At 50.5% G+C, this 15,866-nt stretch carries 10 protein-coding genes; 9 read left to right on the top strand and 1 reads right to left on the bottom strand.

Annotated elements, in window-relative coordinates:
- Positions 1 to 2: 2 nt before the first annotated feature.
- Complete coding sequence (locus tag ACJJIW_RS07710) at positions 3 to 2,618, bottom strand: HzsA-related protein (RefSeq protein WP_444892273.1); 2,616 nt, start codon at positions 2,616 to 2,618, stop codon at positions 3 to 5.
- Between the two features lie 221 nt (positions 2,619 to 2,839).
- On the opposite strand from ACJJIW_RS07710, the gene ACJJIW_RS07705 reads away from it, so the two are divergent.
- The 9 genes from ACJJIW_RS07705 (at position 2,840) to ACJJIW_RS07665 (ending at position 15,667) form a co-directional block, all read left to right on the top strand.
- Positions 2,840 to 4,066, top strand: coding sequence for a hypothetical protein (locus tag ACJJIW_RS07705; RefSeq protein WP_282930859.1), 1,227 nt, complete (start codon positions 2,840 to 2,842; stop codon positions 4,064 to 4,066).
- A 3-nt stretch (positions 4,067 to 4,069) separates the two neighbouring features.
- The gene (locus ACJJIW_RS07700) at positions 4,070 to 6,589 is read left to right on the top strand and encodes a LamG domain-containing protein (protein ID WP_282930858.1); all 2,520 of its coding nucleotides are present in this window, start codon (positions 4,070 to 4,072) and stop codon (positions 6,587 to 6,589) included.
- 114 nt (positions 6,590 to 6,703) lie between these two features.
- Positions 6,704 to 8,275, top strand: coding sequence for a general secretion pathway protein GspF (locus tag ACJJIW_RS07695; RefSeq protein ID WP_282930857.1), 1,572 nt, complete (start codon positions 6,704 to 6,706; stop codon positions 8,273 to 8,275).
- A gap of 12 nt (positions 8,276 to 8,287) precedes the next feature.
- Entirely contained in the window at positions 8,288 to 9,286 is a 999-nt protein-coding gene (locus ACJJIW_RS07690) for an FAD:protein FMN transferase (RefSeq protein ID WP_444937044.1), read from the top strand.
- Positions 9,287 to 9,402: 116 nt separating this feature from the next.
- A complete protein-coding gene (locus ACJJIW_RS07685) occupies positions 9,403 to 9,927 on the top strand; it encodes an AraC family transcriptional regulator (RefSeq protein ID WP_444937043.1) in 525 nt (174 codons plus the stop codon).
- Between the two features lie 6 nt (positions 9,928 to 9,933).
- A complete protein-coding gene (locus ACJJIW_RS07680; protein ID WP_444937042.1) occupies positions 9,934 to 11,904 on the top strand; it encodes an ATP-binding protein in 1,971 nt (656 codons plus the stop codon).
- Positions 11,897 to 14,761 carry a tetratricopeptide repeat protein gene (locus tag ACJJIW_RS07675; protein WP_444937041.1) on the top strand — a complete coding sequence of 955 codons (2,865 nt, stop codon included), beginning with the start codon at positions 11,897 to 11,899 and terminating at the stop codon, positions 14,759 to 14,761. Before ACJJIW_RS07680 ends, ACJJIW_RS07675 begins: the two co-directional genes overlap by 8 nt.
- Positions 14,724 to 15,395, top strand: a complete 672-nt coding sequence (locus ACJJIW_RS07670) for a tetratricopeptide repeat protein (RefSeq protein WP_444937040.1) — start codon at positions 14,724 to 14,726, stop codon at positions 15,393 to 15,395. Before ACJJIW_RS07675 ends, ACJJIW_RS07670 begins: the two co-directional genes overlap by 38 nt.
- Positions 15,396 to 15,397: 2 nt before the next feature.
- Complete coding sequence (locus tag ACJJIW_RS07665; RefSeq protein ID WP_282930851.1) at positions 15,398 to 15,667, top strand: hypothetical protein; 270 nt, start codon at positions 15,398 to 15,400, stop codon at positions 15,665 to 15,667.
- Positions 15,668 to 15,866 lie beyond the last annotated feature (199 nt).

The raw sequence follows: 15,866 nt of genomic DNA, 5'->3' as shown, positions 1-15,866 counted from the left end.
GTTTAATCTGCCGGTGCCGCAAAAGGATCGTTATAGTACTGAGCGCCAATATCAAACCACTCGGCAATCAAGCGCAACTCGGCACCCTCTAAATAGCCCTGGTGTGCACCACCATCCTCAAAGAGAGAAAAAAACGAGCTCTCAAGTGCTGAGCTCGCTAAGGGAGAGGAAATATTGACAGTGACCATTACAGGGATCGGGTCACCATTACTGTCGAGCACCAGCTCACCATCTTCATCGACTTCGTAAACCGGATTTCCATCATTGTCATATTCTTGTACAAGTCGTGCGGTTAAAACCCCGTTGACCAATTCAAGCTCGGCACGGTCAACCACCAGCTCCGAATAAGAAATAAACCACGCATCGTTAACTGAAGACGCTGAGGTGGTGAGATCTAATTGTCCATCGGGGATCTGTATTGCTCCAGCGGCATCGACGGGGGAGTGACAACCTGTACAGGTATAGTCATCTATTACAGCACCAGTACTATCCAGTACCTCGCGGGACAAATCCCATAAAGGCTGAATATGCTGTTCATAGTGAATGACGATTCGACAGCTGCCCTCCCACTCCGTTAAACAGGTGGAATCCACTGGTGCATCCGTGCTCAAGTCGCCATAAGAGAGTAATAGTTCGTCATCCTTTGTGCGCACCGCAGGATCAGTCCACAAATCAGTAAAGTGTAGATCCCCTTCAAGCTCGGCCTCACCGACATAACGGGCCAACAGTTGGGCCATGGTCTCGCCCATTTCTGCCAATAACGCAGGCTCGGTATTGTCAAACGGTGCAGACGATGTCGGTGCTCCATCCCATGCCGACTCCAACTGCATGTCCGTACGACCGTGTGGAATTTCACTATCGCTGGTATGGCAACCGTTGCAGCTGCGCACTTCTCCCGCCTGCAACTGTAACCAGTTGTCATGAGGATCAAAAATACGCTTACCATCCGCATCAACAACTGAAATTGCCAGGGGCATATCTGCAGGAATTTTTACCCTGACGGAGCCATCGGGTTGTATAGGGGTATAACCTAATATTTCACGCATCCCCTGACTGCCATTGCGGCCAAATGCTGCTCCATCGAAGTCGAGAACATCATCATCGGGAATGCCCACAGCTTTGGAAACTTTCAGAAATCGAGCTGGACGCAAATCAGCACTGGTCTGGGCAGGATCTGCCAGGGTTGCGATACCGACAATATCCTCACCGTCAAAATCGTAAACACTACGAATATCCAGGACGCCAACAGATTCCTCCACCAGGTCTGCATCGACATCAATTCCAGCAACTGGGTCCGGAATATAGGTGGGCTCAGTGCGGGGCTCCAGAATAACCCCTTCAGAAATCATTTCACCCTCATCCACAACGACGATGGGAAGCTGGGTACCGGCAATATAGTCGTAAATCCACAGACCGTATAATGGGTCTGCCAATTGGATTTCTTCATCTTCGGCAACGCTATCTGGACAGGTCTCCAGTAGCTCGGTTTCTGCATTGATAACCCGGCATTCGCTCCAACCTACCAGCAATCGACTGGTGCCATCGTAGAACGGCCACGCAAATGCAAAGGTGCCGTGAGGGGAAATGGTATCGTCGGTAGTAACTTCTCCCACAGTGATAGAAGCCTGTCCGACCATTTCGCCACTTTGCTCTGGTTCACTGTAGGCTTCGCTATAGACAATTCCGTCAATCGTAATTAGATCCCCACCAAGGGTGAGACCGGAAGGAGCACGCAGAGTAGCCAAAAGGCGGCCATCGGGCATTTCATGTGGGCGATTGAAAGCAGCCTCAGTATCCTCGGTTCCTGTATCTTGACTGTGATAACCGTAATAGACCGACAGATCAGAACCATCTGGCTTTACCGTGTAAAGACTTAATTTGTCGATACCCGCAGCATTATCCCAGCGATTAAAGAGAATACGACCATCACTAAGTACAATTGGATTTAAATCATGACTCTGATTAAAAGATATCTGGGTCATATCAGTACCATCCGACTCCATAACATGAAGTACGAACGCTGGGTCTTCCCGGTTTTCTGTCAGAGCTGAAAACTGTGGTTTGTCATCATCCAGCAGTAGAGCCCTGGAGCGACGCTGTCGTGTAGATGAAAAAACAATACGCCCATCGGGTAAAAATGCCGGGGCGATATCCTGACCTTCTTCTGCAGTTAAATCTGACTCAATTACCCGGTTTAGTTCTTCTGTTTCGTTATTGTAAATCCAGATATTCCAAGTGGGCTGATCGTCATCATCGGCGTCTTCAATTTCCGGTGCCCGCATGGCAAAGATAAGCTGACTGCCATCCGCTGAAGTGTTCAGATCTTTAACATCGTAATCACCGTCAAAAATATCCGCAGTAATTACCGTTTCTGTGGCACTGGCAGTTGCACGGTCCTTTAATATCAGCTCGGCACCGGCAAAGAATTCTTCGGGCTCATAGATATCGTCTTCCAATAAGCCGCCGTCATCGTCAGTACTTAGCTGGCGACGCACAAAAGCAACAGGATAATCCTCCACTACGGGATCTTCAGCTTGATCTTCGTCGCTACTGGAACTGCCACCACCACTACACGCCGCCACCAGGAGTAAAAGCGGCACCGCACGCAAACATTTCATTTTTGTTATCCACCCGGGTTGGCATGAGCAGGGCTCGCCTTTTGTGCTCTATAGCCTGAGAACTTTTTTACGGCTTTGACCGTTAAGGGTAATTCTCGCAAGTTGTGCACAAAAAGTTTGCCAACTGGGACGCAAATATTAAAAGTCACTCTGACATTATTTAAATCTGGTTTTAGACTGTTTTGCCACACCCCAGTGATCTCACCGACAAAAATAGTCCAATGAAAAATAATTCGTCTCGAGCGCGTGTATTCCGGCTCACCACGGCAACCGCACTGCTCGGAGTGGGTCTGTGGAGTAATTCTGCCCTATCCGCATCGCAGGACCAGGCCTTGCAAATTCACAGCCGTATCACAGGAACCATTCCCAGTGAGAGCGTACTACTGGATATGGCAGAGGATATTGAAAATGGCGATCCTACCTCTGCGGCCTATACCGCAATGGAAAGTGATGCCTTCTACAATGTAACGTTAAAAAATCTGGCAACGCCCTGGACCAATGAGGAACAGGACGCGTTTGAACCATTGAATGATTACAGCGCGACTGTGATCGGTATGGTTCGGGATGATATGGACTTCCGTCAGCTGTTGTCAGCCAATATTCTCTATACCGGTAATATTTCTGGTTTGCCATCCTATAGCACTGGCGACAATGATCACTATGAGTCCCTGGAAGCTGGTGGCTATTCCCTACAGGATAATTTGGTGCAGGAAACTCAATCCTCCCTAAACGGCCTCCCGGCAAATGCCACCGCCGGTATTCTTACCAGCCGCGCTGCGGCCAAGGCGTTTTTTAGTGCCGGAACCAATCGCGCCATGTTTCGCTTCACGATGCTCAATCACCTGTGTAACGACATGGAGCAGGTACAGGATACCTCCCGCTCACCGGATCGCATCCGCCAGGATGTGAGTCGCAGTCCTGGGGGCGATAGCCGCGTATTTCAAAATAACTGTATCGGCTGTCATAGCGGCATGGACCCCATGGCCCAGGCATTTGCCTATTACGACTACGTGTACGATGCAGACAGTGATCCCGATGGTGAAGAGGGAGTCCTTGACTACAACACAGCCGGCGATGTCGATCCCGAAACAGGTAGCCGTGTCAAGGCCAAAAACCTGATCAACAGCGGTAATTTCCCCTACGGATTTATCATTCCCGACGACAGCTGGGTTAACTACTGGCGAGAGGGAACAAATATGCATTTGGGCTGGAGTGACAGCTTGTCCGGCAGTGGTAACGGCATGAAATCCCTGGGAGAAGAACTATCCAATAGCCGTGCCTTTGCTGAATGCCAGGTGACAAAGGTTTTTCGTCAGGTTTGTCTGCGCGAGCCGGAAGATTCCACCGACCGCGCACGAATAGAAACGATTACTGATGACTTCAGCAATACCGGCTACAAACTCAAGCAGGTATACGCAGACACTGCGGTTTACTGCGCGGGAGATTAAAAAATGAAATTCTATAAATGTCTCCCAACAGTGGAAAATTCGTTAACCACCCGCACCCTGGGTATTGCTTCTCTGTTTTGTGCCGCTTTAGCCCTCAGTGCTTGTAGTGGTGGCAGTGGCGAGGGCACGGAAAGTCAGCCTGACACCACTGATAGTGATGGTACCGCAGCCTATGCCGGGCCAGCCCCAGAGACCGAAGATGTCAACCAATACAAACTCTATATTTGGGATAACCTGGCGGCAACAAATCGCTGCGGTAGTTGTCACGTTGAAAATAATCAGAGTCCGCATTTTGTTCGTGGTGACGATATCAATGCTGCCTACAATGCGGGGCGCGAGCTAATTAATTTATCATCACCCGAAGAGTCCCGCTTGGTAACCAAGGTTGGCGGAGGGCACAATTGCTGGCTATCAAGCGATGATGCCTGTGCGGAAATTATTACCAACTATATTGAGGAATGGGCTAGAGCGACCGGTAGTCTGAGCAACACGATAACCCTTGTCGCCCCTGTCGAGCGTGAAGTAGGTGCCAGCAAAAGTTTTCCTGACTCTAGCAGCGGATTTAGCTCCACAGTTTATCCACTTCTACGCAGCTACTGCGCCAACTGTCACAGTGAAGAGGCAACAACCGCACAAACCCCTTATTTCGCCAGTTCCGATGTTGATCTGGCATACGAATATGCAGTTAGTAAAATAAATCTGGACTCTCCAAGCGAATCTCGATTCTCTGTGCGACTGGGTAGTGAATATCATAACTGTTGGGATGACTGCTCAGATAACGAAGCGGAAATGACCGATGCAATTCAGGCCTTTGCCGACACCATCAGTGTCACCGAGGTGGACCCCGACTGGGTTATCAGTAAGGCACTGCGCCTGACAGACGGTATTGTCGCAAGTAGTGGTGGCCGAATCGAGAGTAATGCAATTGCTCTTTACGAATTTAAAACCGGCAGCGGCACTACAGCCTACGATACCTCTGGGGTAAATCCTGCAATTGATCTCGCCCTCTCCGGCGATGTGGAATGGATCGAATCCTGGGGACTGCAATTAAAAGGGGGAAAAGCACAGGGGGCTACAGCCACCAGCAGCAAACTTCACGATACCCTCACTGCCACCGGTGAATACTCTATCGAAATCTGGGCCGCCCCGGCCAATGTCTCACAAGATGGGCCCGCGCGAATCATCACCTACTCCGGTGGTGATGATATTCGCAACTTTACCCTCGGTCAGGATCAATACAGCTACACCGTACAAAACCGCAACGACAACACAGATGCGGATGGTATGCCTGCCCTGGAAACCGATGACGCTGACCAGGTTGTACAAGCCAGCCTGCAGCACGTGGTGGCCACTTACGATCCAATTAATGGGCGCAAGCTTTACGTCAATGGCTCAAACACAGGGGAGCCTGACCTCAGCGAAGCCGGTTTGCTATCCACCTGGGACGATACCTTCGCGCTCGCCGTAGGTAGTGAAGTCAGTAACGGAAATAGCTGGGAGGGCTCCATTCGCCTTTTGGCAATTCACTCCCGAGCGCTGTCTGAAGAGGATATTGCCACCAACTACGAAGTCGGTGTCGGTGAAAAATATCTGCTTTTATTTAAGGTTGAAGAGCACACTGGCATTGCCGAAAGCTATGTCATGTTTACTGTTCAGCAATTTGATAATTACGCCTACCTCTTTAGCGAACCTACCTTTGTCAGCCTCGACGAGACTGTCGATCCATCGGGGGTCGCCATTGAGGGAATCCGGATCGGTATTAACGGTCGCGAGGCAGAAGTAGGCCAAGCCTGGGCCAAATTGGCTACCTCTGTCGACGATAGTTACGTGGCAGGTGAAGGTCAGCAGTTATCCAGACTCGGAACCATTATCACTTTGGATAAAGGTGCCCTCGACGATGAATTTTTCCTGACCTTCGAAAAAATTGGCAGCGAAACTTATAACCGGGAAGCAGACACTTCAGCGGAACCGGCCGAGGATGCTGATCTTGACCCGCAATCCCGCATAGGATTGCGCCGGTTTGAACAAATTCATGCAAACCTGTCCCAGGCGACCGGAGTTTCCATGGCCGACCCGGATATCTACGAAACTTGGGAAACAGTGAAGCGCCAGCTTCCGGTAGATAGTGATATCGAAGGATTCCTGGCAGCGCAGCAAATGGGTATTACCCAGCTGGCAGTGAAATACTGCAGTACTTTAGTGGACTCCAGTGACCGCAGCAGCTATTTCAGCGGATTTGACTTCAGTGCTTCCGCCGACACTGCCTTCGATAGTGCCAGCAAGCGGGCGCTGATTATCGATCCACTTATGGAAGGATTGCTTGGCCACGAGATGAACTGGCACGACGGCAGTGTCTCACAGCTGGCCAGCGCTCCTGACCTGGCTTCTGTAGAGGCTGAACTTGACTCACTAATCGATACCATGACTGCTTGTGGCAGCAGTTGCGAGTCAGACCGCACAGAAACCACTGTGAAAGCCGTATGCGCTGCAGCAATGGGCAGTGCGATGATCCTGATTCACTAATCTCGCAAGAAAAGAACCAGCAGCTTTGCAGGCAGGCAATAACTAATGGCGCCTGCCTGCAAAACCACTTAACAATAAATAGCCGCGATACCGATAACTATATCCGGGAATATTATGAGCAAGAAAAAACATTTTGATCTGGACCAGCCCCTGCGGCACCCGGACCACCGCCGCCCGGTAACACGTCGCGACTTTCTCGCCCAGGGTTTTCGAGCAGGTATGGCAACCGTGCTGGGAGGCTCCGTATTTAGCTTGTTTGCCGACCCCCGCAGTGCCCATGCAGCCCTGTCTTCAGATCTGGAAGCGCTGCGGCAAAGCAATGGTGGCCCCTGTGATGTCAGCTCTTTCGGCGCCGGCAAAATTCCTTTTATTTGTTTCGACCTCGCCGGCGGCGCCAATATCTCAGGCTCCAATGTGCTGGTAGGTAAAGAGGGCGGACAAATGGATTTCCTCAGTACCGCTGGCTACAACAAACAAGGGCTCCCCGGAGATATGATTCCGTCGCTCAGTGATGAATTTATCAACACTGACCTGGGCCTCGCCTTTCATAGTGATAGTGGCATGTTGCGCGGTATTTTGGAGAAAATCAGCAGCGGCACGGCATCGGCGACAAATGGTGCGGTTATTCCTGCACGCTCCGAAAATGATACCGGAAACAATCCGCACAATCCGATGTACGGTATCAACCAAGCCGGAGCCAATGGCTCACTGCTCGCCCTGATTGGCTCCAGCTCCAGCGATTCCGGCGGCAATTCCATGGCTCCTTCCGCCATGATTAATCCCGAAGTCCGCCCAACCAAGGTAGATCGCTCTTCCGATGTAACCGGCCTGGTAGATGTGGGAGACCTGGTGGGCTTACTCAGCCAGGAAGACACCGTTGCAGTTATGGAGTCGATGTACCGCATATCTGAAGCAAAGCTCAGTAATGTAGACACCCAAGTGAGCACCGATGCCGTTATTAAAGACCTGGTGCGCTGCGGTTATATGAAAAGTGCTGACCTGGCTGATCGCTTCGGCAACCCCGCCGACTTAAACCCCGAATCCGATCCGGATATCGTTGGCCCTTCCGGCATATTTACCAGCTCAGAGCTGAGTAGCGACAGCGAGTTCCAAAAAACTGCTTCAGTTATGAAACTGGTGATCAATGGGTATGCCGGCGCCGGCACGATCAGTATGGGAGGTTACGATTATCACACAGGTGATAGAGCTACCGGTGAACTGCGAGATCTACGCGCAGGACGCTGTATTGGCGCCTGCCTGGAGTATGCCGCACGCCGCAACCAGCCGCTGATGATTTATGTTTTTAGTGACGGTTCTGTTTTCTCCAACGGAACACTGGACGACTCAGTAGAGGGCCGTGGCAAGGGAGTCTGGACCGGCGATGACCAGCAAACTGCCGCTTCATTTTTCCTGGTATACAACCCAGCAGGACGGCCACAGCTAATTGGCAGTACGGTAGACGAGCAGGCAATCCACCAACAACTCGGCTATATGCGCAGCTCCGGTGATGTAGAAACCACTTCCACTCCAGCAGCTAACAACGTCAACCTTTTGGTAGAGACTGTCATACTCAATTATATGGCCCTGCATGGGGAGCAGGGTAATTTCTCCACGCTATTTCCAGACCATGGGCTCGGCGATAGCACTTTACAAGACAGTATGACCGCCTTTGAGTCCATTGTTTAAGTTGGAATAGTGATGCTCCGCTTTATTAAAGTTATTTTACAGTGTAGTGCCACCCTGTGCGCTACTTCCACTTTAGCCGAATGGCACTACGCTGAACGTGCCATTATGGGCACTCAGGTGCGCATGCAACTTTGGCATGAAGACAGTAATGAAGCCGAGCATCTTATTGAAGAGGTTATGGCGGAATTCCAGCGCCTCGACAATCAGTTATCTCCTTACAAGGAAGATAGTGAATTATCACTGGTCAACCGCACGGCTGGCCTGGGCAAGGTCAATATTTCGGAAGAGCTCACCAGCCTGATTGATAAATCTCTCTGGTTTAGCCAACTTACCAATGGAGCGTTTGATATCAGCTATGCCACCCTGGGTAAGCACTATGATTTTCGCCAGAAAAAACAAGCCGGTGCCCAGCTGACAGACTCCCTTTTAGAAGCTTTGAATTACCGTCACTTAAAACTGAATAAAAAGACCAACACCCTGAGTTTTGGTCACGAGGATACAAAAATAGATTTGGGCGGTATCGCCAAAGGATATGCTGTTGATCGAGCGATTGAGATTCTTAAGCAAGCAGAAATTTGCTGTGCCAGTGTCAGTGCTGGCGGCGATGCACGCATGCTCGGAGATAAACAGGGGCAACCCTGGTTAGTGGGTATTCGCCATCCCCGAGAGAAAAGTAAAAATGCTGCGGTTATTCCCCTGCGTGATATCGCTATCTCCACATCTGGAGACTATGAGCGCTATTTCATCGATGAACAGCAGGACAGAGTCCACCACATATTTAATCCATCGACTGGAAAGCCATCTACAACATCAGAAGAAGATACCGACAAATTGATCAGTGTCAGCATTATTGGCCCGCGTGGATTTGATACCGATCCACTTTCTACCAGTGTATTTGTTCTCGGAAAAGAAAAGGGCTTGGCGCTAATCAATCGCTTGCCCCAATTTGAAGCAGTGGTTATCGATAGTAACCGGAAGCTGTTTTTCAGTCGCGGTTTAGAGAATCTTTGAGTATTCCAATTTATCTTCATAGAAAATTTGCCAACAAGATCACATCAGATCATTGATCCCCTGACATAATTTGCGCCGACCATAGAATAATGCCGATTCCCATCAAAAGGTCTGCCATGAGACGCCCTCTTCAGTGCTTGATTTTCTTTATCAGCTTTTTTGCTTCAGTATTCCTGCAGGCCCAAGAAAATGATTTCTCCGCAGAGAAGCTGGAGGAATTAAAGCGCGATGTGCTCAAACTCAACAGGGATTTATTAATCCTTGAGGAAGATTTGTTATATCCGGCACAGAGTCAGATCGCTTTTTATGTATCTATGGACGTGGGCCACTATTTCACTCTGGATGCAGTAAAGCTTCACATTGACAATAAACTAAGTGCTAGTCATCTCTATACGCAACATCAAAGGGAAGCGCTCATTCGCGGTGGTATTCAACCACTCTACAAAGGCAACCTGAAATCCGGTGAATACACTATTTCTGCTTTTGTAACGGGCTTGGGACCCGAAGGACGCGAGTACAAGCGAGCGGCCAAGCTGGAATTAAATAAAACTGATGAGCCTGCCGTCATTGAGCTGGTAATCTCAGACAGTTCTGGCAAACAGCAGCCGGAGTTTGAGTTAGTGCAGTGGCCGACCCCCTAATCACTCATGTACTACCCATCTCTTACCCGTACCCTATGCCTGGCACTCACCCTTGTAACGGGCAGTATTTGCGCTCAAGAAGCTGAATCTATAGCCGATAAGGAAAATTCCGGCGACGAAAAACAGGTCCAACAAAAATACCAAAGGGCTCAGGATCTAGCCTATGGCACCACTCTTTACAATTATTTCCAGGGAAATTATTTTGATGCTCTGAGTACACTGTTAGTTGCCCAACGGAGAGACTCAATTCAGATTCATCGAGATAACGCCGCCTTGATTGAGGGCGGTATTAGCCTTGGATTTGGCTTACATAGACGTGCGGCTGAATTATTTGAGCAGCAGGGAAATACCAGTACAGCGCCCAAATACCGGCGCACTGCATGGTTAAAATTGGCTGAGTTAAATTACTTGAATGGTGATTTTTCTACAGCAATAACACACCTGGAGAAATCCGGGGTTGCCGAGGGATCATCCTTACCTCTCAACCTCGCCCTGCGTAACAGTGACCTTACCGCAGCAAAAAAATTGCTGGAAACCAGTGATCTATTTCCTGCGGAAAGATTACTTGGACGTATTAATCTGGCCGCAGCCTACGCTAGGTCCGGAGAGTTACCAGCGGCAATCCGTGAATATCAAGCGGCCATCGATTTTTCAGCTACGATCGATATTCCATCAACAGAGATTCCTATACTTGTCGATAAAGCCCATATTGGGATGGGATACGCCCTCGCCCTAGCGGAGCAACACACCGCAGCCAAGGAAGTTTTTTCCAAGGTCCGTCTTAACACACCCTGGGCAACTCGAGCACTCCTGGGGATGGCCTGGTCCTCGATCAACGGTGAAGACTATCAGGCGGGCATAGATGCACTGCAATTTTTATTAGATAAACACCGCTATAGTCCCGCAGCACGGGAAGCCATGGTTGCGCTACCTTATGGCTACGAAAAACTGGAAAATCGACCTGTTGCCCTGCACACATATCGAAGCGCTGAAGCTTATTACCTAGAAACGCTTACAGAATTACAGCAGTTACAGCAAGCCCTGGCATCGGAGCCCCTGGCCTATGATGCCGCTCAACGGGAAGCATGGCGTTATGGCTGGTTGCAATTGGCCCAGGCTTCACCCCTCCTGCGTGATAACCAGCACTTTTTGCGCCCCATTTTACAAAGCGACCGTTTCCAGCTGCGGCTTACCGAGTTGCGCGATCTGCAGCAATTGAGCCTGGTGCTGCAAGCTTGGGAAAATAAGCTGCCCCAATTCACCGATCTTATCGAAGAGCGCCACCTGCGCCGCACAACTATTATCGATCACTACAATAGCGCTCAGTTTGACCAACAGTTGCAGATGGCAACACAGCAATATGATCATTTGAGAGCAGCACTCGAGCAAATTGAGCGGGAGCGCGACGCACTCACTTTATTGGCGACCACCGCCACTCCAGATGATCAAAGTGAAACCCTGGAATTATTGGAAATTCTCACCGGCGCACAAGAGCGTCTTAAAAAGATCCAGGACAGCGGCAAAGCCAGCCAACAACAAGCGGAAACCCTGGCGAAAGCCCGGGGGATTTTGCTCTGGCAAGCCAGTGAACAGTATCACGACAAGTTATGGCAACAACGGAAATCCCTACAGCAGCTCAAAGATCAGTTACGCAGTGGGCGGGAACAACGCAAGAAAACAGATACCGAGGCACAGCGGGGCCCACAATTGCGCCAGCTAGCCTATCGAGTGGTCACTGCCAGTGACCGAATACCCGCACAGCAGGCAGCGATAGACAGCGCCAGCGAATTGATTGAAGCCGAATTGCGCCGGGAAGTCATCGCCCAGCTCGGTAGGGAGCAGGAACAAATTCGTAAATACATGGCTCATACACGCCTGGCTATCGCACGCCTGCAGGATGCTCAAATGCAGGCGGTCCCCACAAGCCCCAGTGCTGACAGCGACACAGATAATACCGGGGCCGAAGAGCATGAATAACATCCCACATCGGGCAGGTATATTTGCCCTGCGCTCCTTGGCTATTGGTATTTACTGTGCATTAACGGCTTGTGGCAACCAACCGGTTCAAACCCTGGCTGACCTACCCCCAGCCACTGTGCCCAATCCACAGGGTGAAGGACCACAAAACCCACCCCCGCAACCGGCTATCGCGCTGGAAAACCTGGTGCAAAGTTACCGCACTGCACTGGAAAGCCACACCGACCCCAAAGTTCAGCAACAAATCCATTTGCGCCTGGCTGACTTGGAAATGGAGCGGCTGGAGCAAAAACAGTCCGACAATCCGGATACCATTGTCGACTACTCCAGCGCGGTCGATTATTACCAAAGTCTCTCTGCACAGCGCCCGAAAGATGATTACATTCTCTATCGCTTAGCCCGCGCCAGGGCACTGGATGGGGAGATGCCTGCGGCCTTACAGGCATTGGAAAAGATTGCCGGTAGCGCACCGGACTCACCATTTATCGGCGAAGTCTTATTCCGCCGTGGCGAGGCGGCATTCAACCGCAAAGACTACCCCAGCGCCGCCCGAGATTTCCGTGCATTGCTCAAGCAGGGGCCGAGTCCATTTACGGATAATGCTCGCTATATGCTGGCTTGGTCAGAATTTAAATCGAGCAATTACCGCGCATCAACAGGAATTTTTCTCCAGTCGCTGGATATTTTGCACAGTGAGGAACAGGGGGAGGAACTGCCTGTTGGGCGGCAGCGCCTGCGTGAAGACAGCCTGCGCGGGCTTGCATTAAACTTCAGCTACCTGGGAGGCGCTGAAGCCATTGAGTCTTTTAACCTCGATGGAGAGCCGCGTCCCTATCAGCACCAACTATACAGCGCACTCGGTACCTGGTATCGGGAAAAAGAGTTGTTCCGCAACAGTGCCGATACCTTTTTGCAATTCGTCAATCACTACCCGCAAACCGAGCAAGCCCCACAGCTTCATCTTCTCGCCGTTGAAACCTTGCAAGCGGGGAGACTACATAAAGAAGTTCTGCCTACGAAGCGGGACTTTGTGCGTCGCTATGGTGTGAACAGTGATTACTGGCAAGCAGCAGGTGAAACTCAACAACAAGAGTTAGCCAAAACCCTGCAACCATGGCTGTACGAATTGGCTCAATTTGACCACGCCCGCGCACAGGAATTGGCTCAGCAGGTGGCAAAGCTGCCCGCAAGTAAAGTGAAAGAACGCCGCCTTGTCAGCGCACAATCACTGGGAGCCTATCGCAGTGCCGCCGCTTTATATCGGGAATACGCACAGACTTTTCCACAAGACCCTCGTACGCCATCCATGGTTTTCCTGATGGCGGAGTGTCTCGAGCAAGCTGCAGATCATCCCGCCGCTTGGCGCGCTTACAGCCAGGTCGCCTGGGAATACCAAGATCCAAAGTATGGCGCCGAAGCCGGCTATGGGGCCATTCTCAGTGCAGCTAGAGTACATGAACAAACTCCGGATCAAGAGTCGGAACAGAAAACCCTGTGGCTCGATCGCAATATCGAAGCGAGCTTGAAATTCGCACAGAGCTGGCCCCAAGACCCAAGGGCACTGCCTGTACAGCTGGCCGCTGCCGATAAGTTGCTACAACAATCGCGCTTTGCCGAGGCCATCGCCGCCGCCGAGCTCGCCGACCAATGGCAACCCCCGGCAAATCGCCAGCAGCAATTAAGTATTGCGATGATACTGGCGCACAGCCATTTTTCCCTGAAGCAATACCCTCAGGCTGAGGCCGCCTACACACGCGCACTCGCATATCAGCCCAATGAAACACTGCGCAAAGATGCCTTGCGCCAATTGCAGTTATCGATCTATCGGCAAGCAGAAATCATCCTGGCCCAGCGCGAAAGTGAAGATGCCGCTCCCAGTGAAGAGGCTCTCAGTCACCTACTTCGTATCCGGGACAGCGGGCGCACGGAAATCGCCGCTACCGCTCAATACGATGCGATTAATTTCCTTATCCAGCTGGGGCAATGGCAGCGAGCCAGCACAGAACTGGCAGATTTTCGTCAATTCTATCCCGCGCATACTTTGACGCCAACACTGGCCGCCAAGGCCGTTGTTATCTTTGACGCGCTGGAAATGCCAGTAGCGGCAGCCACAGAGTTGCTGCAATTAGCCTCTACAGACCCAGATCGGGAAGTTCGCCGTCAATCCCTATATATGGCCGCAGAAAACCTGCAAAAAGCTGGTGAGTACGACAAAGCTATTGAAAGCTACCGCAACTACAGCAAATTGTGGCCGGAGCCTGCTGAGCAACGCCTGGAAGCACAATTCCAACTTGTGGAAATCTATGCTCAGACCAAACAAACCACGAAACGGAATTACTGGCTACAGCAACTGGCACAGAATTCACTGCAATCGCCTCGCGGTCGATACCTGGCTGCTTATTCGCAAAGTGAATTGGCAGAACAGAGCTATGCAAAGTTTGCTGAACTGGCACTGCGCCTACCATTAAAAACCAGTCTCGCTAATAAAAAGCGGGCTATGCAAACGACAGTAGCTGATTACCGCAAAGTCCTGGAGTTTGGTATTGCGGAATTCACCCCTCAAGCCAACTATCGCCTTGCAGAAGTTTACCGGCAGCTCAGCCGGGACTTGATGGACTCACAGCGCCCTAAAAACCTGAATGACCTTGAACTGGAACAGTACGAAATTCTACTGGAAGAACAGGCCTACCCTTTTGAGGAGAAGTCCATAGAACTTCATGAGGCCAATATCCAGCGCACGATTGAGGGTATATACGACGACTGGGTTAAACGCAGCTTCCATTCACTGGGGGAACTGTTACCTGCGCGATATAAAAAAGATGAAAAAACTTTGGGGTGGAGTGATGCACTGCACTGAATTGAGTACCGTAAAAAAAATATCGGCAGTACGGTTCCTAACTACCATTGTGCTGGCTTTGTCACTCTGCGCATGTAGTGGCCTGCAAAAGACCGTATCGCCAACCGATGGGGAGGCTGCGGAGCAACGGACGAAAAACCCGTATTTGCAAGATGCTCAAAGAGTGCCGCAACAGGCTCGAGCGGCGATGGATTTAGCTCATCAATCTTTCCAGGCAAACGACTTAACAGCGGCCGAATCAAAATTATTACAAATTACTGAAAAATGGCCGGTACTTTCCGGAGCCTGGCTAAATCTTGCTATCGTTCAACAGTCTGCTGATAAATACGCGGAGGCTGAGCAAAGCTTTCGCCAGGCCATTAGCGTAAACGATAACAATATATTTGCCTGGAACCACCTCGCTGCGCTAATGCGCGATCGGGGGCGCTTTGAAGATGCTGAGCAATGCTACAAGGCCGCTATAGAGCGCTGGCCACACTACGTCGACGCTCACCGTAATCTGGGAATCCTCTACGACCTCTACCTACAAAAACCAGAACGCGCTCTGCAGCACTATCTTGCAGCACAAGATGCCAGTATTGAACAGGATAAATTACTCAACGCATGGATACTTGAGCTGGAGCGGAGACTTTAATAATGAAATTATATATTAGCTTCATCTTGACCATATTGACTTGGGTACAAGTCGCAGCGGCTGAGGAAATCACCACTCTGGAATCCACCGTAATCGGCAGCCAGGAGCAACCTAAAGTTTTATATATTATTCCCTGGAAGCAGGCCGATAGTTTGCAAAGGCTCGACAGCGTCCTACCACAAACTTTCTCTTCCGTATTCGAGCATCAGGAATACTCTGAATTTCGCCGCGAAATAAAATTGCTGCAAACCGAACAGGAAGAAACCAAATAGCCGACGCGCCCAAAAAGTTACAAATAATACTTAAAAAAATGTATTTTGCGGTGCAAGGAAGGCGGCGCAACTGAATTTATTCAGCGAATAATTGGAAACGCTGCACTGCGCTTCAGTGTCCGGCGACCCTTTTAATACAACAAGGGTAAGGGCGGATTTTCTTCCCCTTTGCACTACAAATTTATACTTTTATCTGTGG

The sequence above is a fragment of the Microbulbifer maximicatervae (SeqCode) genome (assembly GCF_052467815.1).
Note: the sequence above shows the minus strand (reverse complement) of the source record. Positions and strands in the feature narration are given on the sequence as shown.

What these genes read in the sequence shown, in the direction of transcription:
- ACJJIW_RS07685 (WP_444937043.1), top strand. Translation starts at nt 9,403, where the DNA reads ATGAGACGCCCTCTTCAGTGCTTGATTTTCTTTATCAGCTTTTTTGCT.
- ACJJIW_RS07670 (WP_444937040.1), top strand. Translation starts at nt 14,724, where the DNA reads ATGAAAAAACTTTGGGGTGGAGTGATGCACTGCACTGAATTGAGTACC.
- ACJJIW_RS07705 (WP_282930859.1), top strand. Translation starts at nt 2,840, where the DNA reads ATGAAAAATAATTCGTCTCGAGCGCGTGTATTCCGGCTCACCACGGCA.
- ACJJIW_RS07675 (WP_444937041.1), top strand. Translation starts at nt 11,897, where the DNA reads ATGAATAACATCCCACATCGGGCAGGTATATTTGCCCTGCGCTCCTTG.
- ACJJIW_RS07690 (WP_444937044.1), top strand. Translation starts at nt 8,288, where the DNA reads ATGCTCCGCTTTATTAAAGTTATTTTACAGTGTAGTGCCACCCTGTGC.
- ACJJIW_RS07710 (WP_444892273.1), bottom strand. Translation starts at nt 2,618, where the DNA reads ATGAAATGTTTGCGTGCGGTGCCGCTTTTACTCCTGGTGGCGGCGTGT.
- ACJJIW_RS07665 (WP_282930851.1), top strand. Translation starts at nt 15,398, where the DNA reads ATGAAATTATATATTAGCTTCATCTTGACCATATTGACTTGGGTACAA.
- ACJJIW_RS07680 (WP_444937042.1), top strand. Translation starts at nt 9,934, where the DNA reads ATGTACTACCCATCTCTTACCCGTACCCTATGCCTGGCACTCACCCTT.
- ACJJIW_RS07695 (WP_282930857.1), top strand. Translation starts at nt 6,704, where the DNA reads ATGAGCAAGAAAAAACATTTTGATCTGGACCAGCCCCTGCGGCACCCG.
- ACJJIW_RS07700 (WP_282930858.1), top strand. Translation starts at nt 4,070, where the DNA reads ATGAAATTCTATAAATGTCTCCCAACAGTGGAAAATTCGTTAACCACC.